Source organism: Actinomycetota bacterium (assembly GCA_035536535.1).
In the GTDB taxonomy this organism is placed as follows: domain Bacteria; phylum Actinomycetota; class JAICYB01; order JAICYB01; family JAICYB01; genus DATLNZ01.
Genome location: DATLNZ010000063.1, coordinates 1 through 9,085 on the forward strand (window position 1 = coordinate 1; position 9,085 = coordinate 9,085).

The 9,085-nt window shown below is 68.8% G+C and carries 8 protein-coding genes; 5 read left to right on the forward strand and 3 right to left on the reverse strand.

From position 1 onward, the window contains the following. Positions 1-54: 54 nt before the first annotated feature. On the forward strand, positions 55-3,018 hold the full coding sequence (locus VNE62_04065; protein ID HVE91468.1) for a tetratricopeptide repeat protein: 2,964 nt from the start codon (positions 55-57) through the stop codon (positions 3,016-3,018). A gap of 16 nt (positions 3,019-3,034) precedes the next feature. Here the strand turns inward: VNE62_04065 and VNE62_04070 are convergent, their stop codons facing one another. The 3 genes from VNE62_04070 to VNE62_04080 form a co-directional block, all read right to left on the reverse strand. Then, complete coding sequence (locus VNE62_04070) at positions 3,035-3,748, reverse strand: hypothetical protein (protein HVE91469.1); 714 nt, start codon at positions 3,746-3,748, stop codon at positions 3,035-3,037. A 116-nt stretch (positions 3,749-3,864) separates the two neighbouring features. Beyond that, a complete protein-coding gene (locus VNE62_04075; protein HVE91470.1) occupies positions 3,865-5,103 on the reverse strand; it encodes a DEAD/DEAH box helicase in 1,239 nt (412 codons plus the stop codon). Positions 5,104-5,310: 207 nt separating this feature from the next. Beyond that, positions 5,311-5,871, reverse strand: a complete 561-nt coding sequence (locus tag VNE62_04080; protein ID HVE91471.1) for a hypothetical protein — start codon at positions 5,869-5,871, stop codon at positions 5,311-5,313. A 1-nt stretch (position 5,872) separates the two neighbouring features. On the opposite strand from VNE62_04080, the gene VNE62_04085 reads away from it, so the two are divergent. The 4 genes from VNE62_04085 to VNE62_04100 form a co-directional block, all read left to right on the forward strand. Next, positions 5,873-6,088, forward strand: coding sequence for a hypothetical protein (locus tag VNE62_04085; GenBank protein ID HVE91472.1), 216 nt, complete (start codon positions 5,873-5,875; stop codon positions 6,086-6,088). Between the two features lie 179 nt (positions 6,089-6,267). Continuing rightward, positions 6,268-7,458 (forward strand): polysaccharide deacetylase family protein, encoded by a 1,191-nt coding sequence (locus VNE62_04090; GenBank protein HVE91473.1) that lies wholly within the window; start codon positions 6,268-6,270, stop codon positions 7,456-7,458. Next, the gene (locus VNE62_04095) at positions 7,455-8,678 is read left to right on the forward strand and encodes a TIGR00300 family protein (GenBank protein HVE91474.1); all 1,224 of its coding nucleotides are present in this window, start codon (positions 7,455-7,457) and stop codon (positions 8,676-8,678) included. Before VNE62_04090 ends, VNE62_04095 begins: the two co-directional genes overlap by 4 nt. A 26-nt stretch (positions 8,679-8,704) precedes the next feature. Further along, positions 8,705-9,085, forward strand: a 381-nt coding sequence (locus VNE62_04100) for an arginine deiminase-related protein (GenBank protein ID HVE91475.1), incomplete at its 3' end; no start/stop codon positions are given.

A 9,085-nucleotide genomic window follows, 5' to 3' on the forward strand; every position in this document is an offset into this window, starting at 1 on the left:
AGGGACTCCGCCGTAGGCATGTCCCGCGGTGAATACTGTCCCTAGGGGGGACTGATGGCCGGGTCGACCGTGACTGCAGGGACCACGACGTTCCTGATGACGGACATCCAGGGGTCCACTCCCATGTGGGAGCGCAACCCGGACAGGATGTCCGAGGCGCTGACCCGCCACGACGAGATCATGGAGCACGCCGTGTCCTCGCACGAAGGGCGCGTGCTGCGTCCCCGCGGCGAGGGGGACAGCATCTTCGCCGTGTTCACCGGCGCACCCGGCGCGGTCGCCGCGGCCCTTGACGCGCAACGCGCGCTGAGCGTGGAGCCCTGGCCCGAGGACTGCGTCATCCGCGTACGGATGGCCGTCCACACCGGCGAGGTTGAAGACAGGTACGGCGACTTCTACGGTCCGGTCGTGAACCGGTGTGCGCGCCTGCGGGCGATAGCGCACGGGGGCCAGGTTGTGGTGTCGGAGACGTCCCGGCAACTGGCGGCCGGGTCGCTTCCTCCGCTCACGGACTTCAGGGACCTCGGCTCCCACAAGCTCGTGGGGCTGTCCGAGCCGGAGACCGTCCACCAGCTCTGCCACCCGGACCTCGACGAAGACTTCCCACCCCTGGCTTCCCTCAACTCCTACGTGAACAACCTTCCCCTCCAGCTGACGACGTTTGTCGGCCGGGAGGCGGAGGTGACGGAGGTGAAGCGCAGCCTGGGATCGACCCGCCTGCTGACGCTGGCGGGGGCCGGGGGCCTGGGTAAGACGAGGCTCGCCCTGGAGGTGGCCGGGCGAGTGCTGGCCCGGTACGCCGGCGGCGTCTGGCTCGCGGAGCTGGCCCCGGCGACATCTGCGGACATGGTCGTGAGGGCGGTCGCGTCGGCGGTAGGGGCCGCGGAGCAGCCGGGCCGGTCGCCGATGCAGGCACTGGTGGATCACGTCGGGACGCAACCGATGCTGATCGTGCTGGACAACTGCGAGCACGTCGTGGGGGCAGCAGCCGAGCTGGCCGGGACGCTTCTTCGTTCGTGTCCGGCGCTCACCATCCTCGCCACCAGCAGGGAGCCGCTACGCGTGTCCGGCGAGCAGGTGTGGCGGGTGCCGCCACTTTCGCTTCCGGACAAAGAGACGCTCCCCACCGAATTCATGTCCTGCGAGGCGACACGGCTTTTCGTGGACAGGGCGCAGCTCGTCTGCCCCTCGTTCGAGCCGGCGTCGGACAGGCTGTCCGCCGTAACTCGGATAGTGCGCCAACTCGACGGGATGCCGCTGGCGATCGAACTGGCGGCGGCGTGGGTGGGGATTCTGCCCGTAGAGGAGATCGAGCGCCGGCTCGTTGACCGCTTTGCCCTCCTGTCGCGCGGGAGCCGGACCGCCGAGCCCCGGCAGCAGACCCTGCGGGCGGCGATCGACTGGAGTCACGAGCTGCTCGAGCCGCCGGAGCGCGAGCTGCTGGCGGGACTGTCCGTGTTCGCCGGGGGGTTCACGCTCGACGCGGCCGAGGAGGTGTTCGGTGCCGGCGTGCTCGAGGACCTGACCTCGCTCGTGGACAAGTCGCTGGTGGGCATCGAGGAGCGGGACGGCACGAACCGCTACGTGCTGCTGGAGAGCGTGCGTGAGTACGCGGTGGGCAAGCTGGCCGAGCGCGGGGCGGAGGTTCGGCTCCGGCATCTGGAGTGGTGCCTGACCCTGGTCGAGCGGGCCTCCGCCGAGCTTGATGGCGACGAGGCGGCCCTCTGGCTTAACCGTCTGGAGGCCGAGCACGACAACATCAGGCAGGCGCTTCGCTGCTCCATGGAATCGGGGCGGTCCGAGTCAGGGCTCCTGCTGGCGCTGGGCGCATCGACCTTCTGGCGCATCCGCGGCCACTGGAGCGAGAGCAGGCAGTGGATCGAGCAGCTGCTTCACCTCGCGGACCCGCCCGCCGGCGTCAGGGGGCGGGCCCTGGACGTCCTCGGAGGACTGTTGCTGAACACGGGAGACTTCGACGCCGCCTGGGAACGCCTCCACGAAGCAGTTTCGGTTCGGCGGGAGGCGGGGGACCTGCTCGGTGCGGCTTCCAGTCTGAGTCACCTCGGCGACGTCGCTCACACGCAGGGCAGGTTCGCAGACGCCCGTCGCAGCTACGAGGAGAGCCTGGACCTGGTTCGGAGCGCAGGCAATCACGAAGGACTCATTTCCGCGCTCAGCCGGCTCGGGACCATGGCGCTGGCCGAGGAGAACTTCACCCTCGCCCGGAGCCTTTTCACCGAAGCGCTGGAGCTCCAGCGGGAATCCGGCAACCGGCAGCCGATGCTCGCCACGCTTCACAACCTGGCGATGGCCGCCAACGCGCAGGGCGACCTGGCTACCGCGGAGTCACTGTTCCTCGAGTGCCTCGAGGAGGCTCGCCGCCTCGGAAACCGACGCGTCGTCGCCGCTTCCCTCACCGGGCTAGGCGGCATCAGGGAGCTCCAGGAACGGTACGACGAATCAATACAGCTGCACGAACAGGCGCTGGAGATAGAGCGGGAGCTGGGCGATCGCGTCGGCGTGGCGGCTTGCATCTACGCCCTGGGCGAGGTCACGCGTCAGAAGGGCGACCTCCCGGCGGCGCGGGGCCTGCTGGAGGAGAGCCTCCAGCTCTGGCAGGAGTTGGGAGCCAAGCAGGGGATCGTCGCGCAGCTCCAGGCGCTCGGAGAGGTGGAGCGGGCCGACGGAAACCACGTCCGGGCCCAGTCGCTGCTCTCGGACGGACTCGAGATGTCCCGCGAGATCGGCTACAGGTCCGGGATAGCGACGTGTCTTGAAGGGCTGGCCGCCATCGCCGCGAGCACGGACCCGCAGGCCGCGGTCACGATGGCTTCGGAGGCCGCGGCGGTCCGGGAAGCCATCGGGACAAAGCCGCCCAAGGATCACGAACTGCTGGTGTCGCAACTGAAGGAGTCCCTGGGTTCCGCGTTCGAGGCGGCATGGGCGCGGGCGCGCGAAGAGCCCGGGGGCGCCGAGCGGGAGCCGTCCAAGCCCGCCTCGACCCACATCGGCGGCTGAGCGCGCGTCGTCGCGGTCAGGTTGAGATCTTTTCGTACAGGTACTGGACGATGTGCGTCGGGTCGGCGCGCCAGTACCACGCGACCGTCGTGCGTTCGCCGACTCGGCCCCCGTCGTCACCGCCCAGTACCTGGGGCTGCGGCTCCCGGCTGAAGTCCAGCAGCTTGACCTCGTAGTTCGGTCCGTCCGGGTAGCGGGCCGACCGCGGCAGCAGGACGATCGCGCTGTAGTCGCCGCCCTTCGCGAAAGTCGTGAACTCGACCGGACAGATCGCGGAGAACTTGTAGCTGCCGTCGTCCTCCTCGATCAGCGGCAGCTTCGACGTAAAGCGCACGAGGCGATGTCCCTCCTCCAGCTCGAGGCTGAACCGGTGGAATCGCTTGATCTTCCCGAGCATCTCCGCGATGCGCTCCTGGCTCCCGGAGGTCCTGGAGCGAAAGCTTTCGAACCTCTCCCGCAGCTGGACAAAGGCGGCGTCGTCGCTGGTGACCCGCTCGGGCACCTGGACGTCTGACGCATCCGGGGACTCCGCGAGCACGTCCGTCTCCCAGTGGCCGGGCGTCATGAAGGACACCGGCCCTTGTTTCGGGTTGTCCAGCAGCATCACGGTGGTGATCGAGGCGATGTCCGGCGTCCCCCGCGGGCCGTACCGGCTCGTGGGCTCGATGTCCACGACGGAGTTCTGCCAGACGATGGGTACGTCGCTTTCTGGAACGGGCATCAAGGACATGCATCCCCCTGGGCTCGCGCGGTTGCATGCAGTGTGCGGCAGGGGACGTCCGGTGGTCTAGCCGGGACCGTGGCGCCACGCCGGTGATCAGCCGGCGTGACGCGGGTTCTGTGGATCTACCGGCGGCGGCCTCCGGGACGGCGCGGGCCTGCGCCACGTCCGCCGCGTTGAAAGCGGGCGTACGTGCCGGTGCTGCTGGTGTCGTTCATCTTCTCCGCAAGCGGGTCCGGCGTCGCGCCCTCGACCTCGCCCGTGCCGACCCGGCTCAGACGCTCGTCGGTGGCGACCATCTCGACGATGTGGGGGTGGAGCTGAAGGCGCTTGGCCATCTTCTCCACCTCGTCGCGCTGCTGCCACGTGGCCAGGGTCACCGCGACTCCGGAGCGCCCGGCTCGAGCCGTGCGTCCTACGCGGTGCAGGTAGGCCTTGTGGTCCTCGGGAGGATCGAAGTTCACGACCTGCGTGATGCCCTCGATGTCCAAACCACGGGCGGCCACGTCCGTGGCGACCAGCACGTCCACCTCACCCTTCTCAAACCGGTCCAGCGCCTTTTCACGCGCTCCCTGGGCGAGGTCGCCGTGGATGGCGGCAGCCCGAACCCCAGCCTTGCGCAGATGGGTGGCCAGCTTGTCGCAGCCGCGCTTGGTCCGGGTGAAGACCAGCGTGAGGCGGCGCGGAGCCTGCAGTACCGAGATCAGGACGTCGTGCTTGTCCACCTGGTTGACCTCGAACAGGTGGTGCTCCACGGCCTCGACGGTGGGGGTGTCCTCGTCCACCTCGTGACGGACCGGGTCGTGCGTCTGGGCGATCAGTCCCATGATCTGGGAGTCAAGCGTCGCCGAGAACAGCATCGTCTGGCGCTTCCGTGGGACCTCCGACAGGATCCGTGCCACCTGCGGCAGAAAGCCCATGTCGGCCATGCGGTCGGCCTCGTCGATGACCAGGATGTGGACCTGGGACAGGTTCGCCGAACGCCTCTCGAGCAGGTCGATCAGCCGCCCCGGGGTGCACACGAGGATGTGCGCGTTGGGGGCCTGCTTGAGGTTGGCCCCCATGCCCGTCCCGCCGTAGGCGGTGACGATGCGCGCGGACCGTCCGGATATCGACCGCAGCTCGTCGGCCACCTGCGAGCACAGCTCGCGCGTCGGGACCAGGACCAGCGCCTGCGTACCGTTGATGCCCGGCTTCATCCGCTGTACCAGCGGGATCCCGAAGGCCAGCGTCTTGCCTGAGCCGGTCTTGGCCTTCCCGAGGATGTCGCGTCCGTCCAGTGCGTCCTTTAGGACCAGGGACTGGATCGCGAAGGGGGCGGTGATCCCCTTTGCTGCCAACCGCTTGGTGATCGGTTCGATCACCCCGCACTCTGCGAACGTCAGTTCTTGTAACTCAACCGTGCTTTCCAATTGCGGCGCTCCTTCGGAGTCGTCGGTGGGCCCGGAGGATTCACGGGCCGCATTGCGTCGGGGAGGGTGGGGTTCACTCACAGACCCACCCATCCTATCAGGGGGGGCCCGAACTGGCCCGCAGCGGGGCGGCGCTCGGGGACAAGGGGGCCCTGAACGTCAGGCAGGAGGTGTGACGTCGGCCAGAATGGCCACTGGGGCCGACCCCGCCCCCTGAGCCCCGTGGATCTTGAGCATGTACTGCCCGGCAGGCCCGCCGGCCACCCACGCTGCTTCGTGCCCAAACGAGCCTGACTTCTCGGCCGCCGACCCGTCGGGGTACTCAATGGAAACGGTGTCCGGGGTACCGGCGCTGCGGAGGTTGTAGAAGCTGCCAAACATGGAGCGTGAAGCCGACTCCGATCGGGCGGCGTCGAGGTACACCTGGGCACCGTCCAGTCCGAGTTCCGCATCGGCGGCGACGGTAGCTTTGAAGTCTCGGCCGCCACGTAGGAAGACGTCATGGCCGTAGGTGCTGGCGAGAATCTGTATTCCGTCGCCTCCCCAGACCGCTAGGGACCCATCGAAGGGGCCGTCCGCGGACAGAGCCATCACCAGCAGGTAGTCGCCGGGTGCCACCGGTTGTCCGATCCGGGTTCCTCCGGGCCAAGTGGGACCGCGAGGCACCGGACGTTCCTCCGCACCGACGTCCCCGGAGTGGACGCTAACGCTCGTAGACAAGGTGCTCCTCCTGGAGAACGTGCTCTGGATCCTGTCTCCGGAGGCATCGACCAGCCAGCTGCTGAAGACGACTTCCCTGGTGTCGCGGGACCGGTTCTCCCACCCCACAGCTACGTTGCGGCTTGTGGCCACGATTCTGACGCGGTGGGCCACCCAAGCGGGTGAAGTCGTGTCGTACCGGGTGATGGGGGGGTCGTCGTCAGGCGGTGCCGCGTGAGCTGTGGTTGTAGAGAGTGATAAAAGACAAATGGTCACAGCGACTGCGGCTAAGCCGACTCTGCTCATCAATTGTCCTGTCCCCCTCCCCGCGTCTAGTTCGCCTTCGCCCTCCGCACTCCTTCCCGCATCTGGCGTCTGGCTCGACTCCCGGGCCCGGATAGGCGACTCTGGGGGTGGATGATCCGTTCAAGACCCCGCCGTGCCGCGTGCCTGATGCTGGTTGCCCTGTGCGCTGTGGCGGCCCCCGCGTCCGCCGACCATACAGACAGCGGCACCGCCGGACGCACCCCCCGGCCGCCGCGGCGGATCTCCCGCGCCCCGAGCGTCGAGCGCCCCGCGCCGGTGACCCGGGACGCGCCGACTTACAGCGAGCCCCGGTCCAGCCGGCCTCAGACGAGCACCCGACGCTACGACGAGCCGGAGCGCGAGGTCAGGCGCAGCAGGATCAGGACCTCAAAACCCCCGGGCGAGCGTTACTCGCGAAGCGACACCCCCGGCGTCATCAGGCTCGGGCCCCCGAACCGCAAGGCACAGGCCGTCACGCTGGACGACGGCTGGAACCCCAAGTCGGAGGTGCTGGACCTCATCGAGGCCTGGGGCATCCGCGGCACCGCATTCCTGGTGGGGGCGGTGGCCGAGAACCTGCCGGAGCTCCCCAAGCGCCTGGACCGCATGGGCTGGGAGGTCTGCTCCCACACCTACACGCACAAGCTGCTCACCGGACTTTCCACCGACGCGATCCGCTCCGAGATACAGCGGGGCATGGATGCCATCGAGCAGGTGACCGGACAGCGCTGTCCGTACTTCCGGCCACCCGGCGGGGGCGTGAACTCGCGCGTCGTCGCCGTCGCGCAGGAGCTCGGTCTCACCGTCGTCAACTGGAACACCTCGTTGTCGGACACGACCACCGAGGACACCGACCCGCAGCTGCAGGTGGACATCGCGCTGGAGGAGCTCGAGCCCGGGACGATCCTTCTCGGGCACTTCGGAGGGGTCCACACCCTCGAGGTGCTTCGGGACGTCCTGGGCGCCGCGCTGGCGGCCGGGTACACCGCCGGGACGGTCACCGACCTGCTCCAGGGCACCACGCCGGGACCGCGCAACTACTCGGCGTGGAAGGGTCCGGCCGCGGTGCCGCAGCGCGCGGACAGGGCGACCCCCCGTCCGGAGCCCGGCAGGTTCGCGGCGGTGGCTTCGTCCAAAGACGTCCGCACCGCCACGGCGCCGATGGTCATCCTGCTTTTCGCGTGCCTGGCCCTGCTCGGAGGGCTGATCCTGTTGTGGGAGCGGCGGCGTTCGCGGGCCGCCTCCCGGACGAAGCCGCCGTTTGAGACCGAGCAGCGTCCGAGAGTTCTCGTGCGGAGATGACGGGCACCGCTAACACGGTGGTCGAGGTCCACGGCCACATCATCGACTCGCTGATCCTGGCCAAGATCCTGGACGTAATCGTCGAGTCGGGGGCCCAGTACCGGATGCTGGACCTCCAGGTCGGCAACGGACACGAGGATCCGTCCAGCGCACGCATCGAGCTGACCGCTCAGGACGACGACCTGTTGGAGGCCCTGCTTCTCGAGCTTCACCCTCACGGGGCGCAGCGCCTCCACGAACCGGACGCGACGTTGGTGGCGTGCGATCGCGACGGCGTGCTGCCGGAAGGGTTCTACGCCACCACCAACCTGCCCACGCGCGTGAAGGTGGACGGCAGGTGGCTGGAGGTCGAACGTCCGGAGATGGACTGCGCCCTGGTCGTCGACGCCGGCGCGTCGCGAGCATGGATCCAGCCGATGCACAGGGTGAAAACCGGGGACCTGGTGGTCGTCGGGGCTGCAGGCGTCGCGGTCCAGCCTCTTGAGAAGCCCCGGGGACCCAACCCGTTTGAGTTCATGGGGTCGGACGTATCCAGCGAAAAGCCCAAGGGACTGCTGGTCGCGGAGGTGGCCGACAGGATCCGCGCGTCGCGGTTCGCCGGAGGAAAGCTGCTGGCGGTGTGCGGTCCGGCCGTGATCCACACGGGGGCCGGTCCGGACCTGGCCCGGCTGGTGTCGGGGGGCTGGGTGGACGTCCTTTTCGCGGGCAACGGCTTTGCGGTCCACGACATCGAGTCGTCCATCCTCGGGACCTCCCTCGGGGTCTCGGTAAGCCTCGGCCACCCCACCGAAGGGGGCCACGCCAACCACCTTCGCGTCATCAACGAGGTCCGCAGGTGGGGGTCGATCGCGGCGGGGGTGGGCGAAGGGCGGCTGACGTCCGGCGTGATGTACGAGTGCGTGTCCCACGGCGTGCCGTTCGTGCTCGCGGGGTCGGTGCGCGACGACGGTCCGCTGCCGAACGTGATCACAGACATGGTCGCGGCGCAGGACGCGATGCGCGAGCAGCTGGACGGCGTCCGGGTGGCGCTGATGCTGGCGTCCACGCTGCACGGCATCGCGACCGGCAACATCCTGCCCGCAACGGTGGAGACCTACTGCGTGGACATCAACCAGGCCGTGGTGACGAAGCTCGCCGACCGCGGCAGCCACCAGGTCCTGGGGATCGTCACCGACGCAGGCCTGTTCCTGCGGCAGCTGGTCGAGACGCTGCCGGCGTAGCCCCGCACGTGTAGCGTTTCGCCTCGATGAACCTGGAGTGGGGAAAGCGCTATCTCATGTGTCCGCCGGCGCACTTCGGTGTCCTGTACGAGATCAACCCGTGGATGCACCGCGAGGTCCCCGCCGACCCCGAGCGCACCCAGGCGCAGTGGGACGGGCTGGTGGCCACCCTGCGCGAGGCGGGGGCCGAGGTCGAGACGCTGGACCCCGTCGAGGGCCTGCCGGACATGGTCTTCACGGCCAACGCCGGCATCGTGGACGGCGAAAAGTTCGTCGTCAGCCGGTTTCTGCACCCAGAGCGCGCGGCCGAGGAGCCCTACTACGCGAAGTGGTTCGGCGAGCGCGGCTTCGACCTCGTGGAGTTCCCGTCCGGCCTCCGGCTGGAGGGGGCGGGCGACGTGCTGCCC

Coding starts and splice junctions, on each gene's coding strand:
- VNE62_04070 (HVE91469.1), bottom strand. CDS start 3,748: ATGTCCTTGATGCCCGTTCCAGAAAGCGACGTACCCATCGTCTGGCAG.
- VNE62_04095 (HVE91474.1), top strand. CDS start 7,455: ATGACGGGCACCGCTAACACGGTGGTCGAGGTCCACGGCCACATCATC.
- VNE62_04065 (HVE91468.1), top strand. CDS start 55: ATGGCCGGGTCGACCGTGACTGCAGGGACCACGACGTTCCTGATGACG.
- VNE62_04090 (HVE91473.1), top strand. CDS start 6,268: ATGATCCGTTCAAGACCCCGCCGTGCCGCGTGCCTGATGCTGGTTGCC.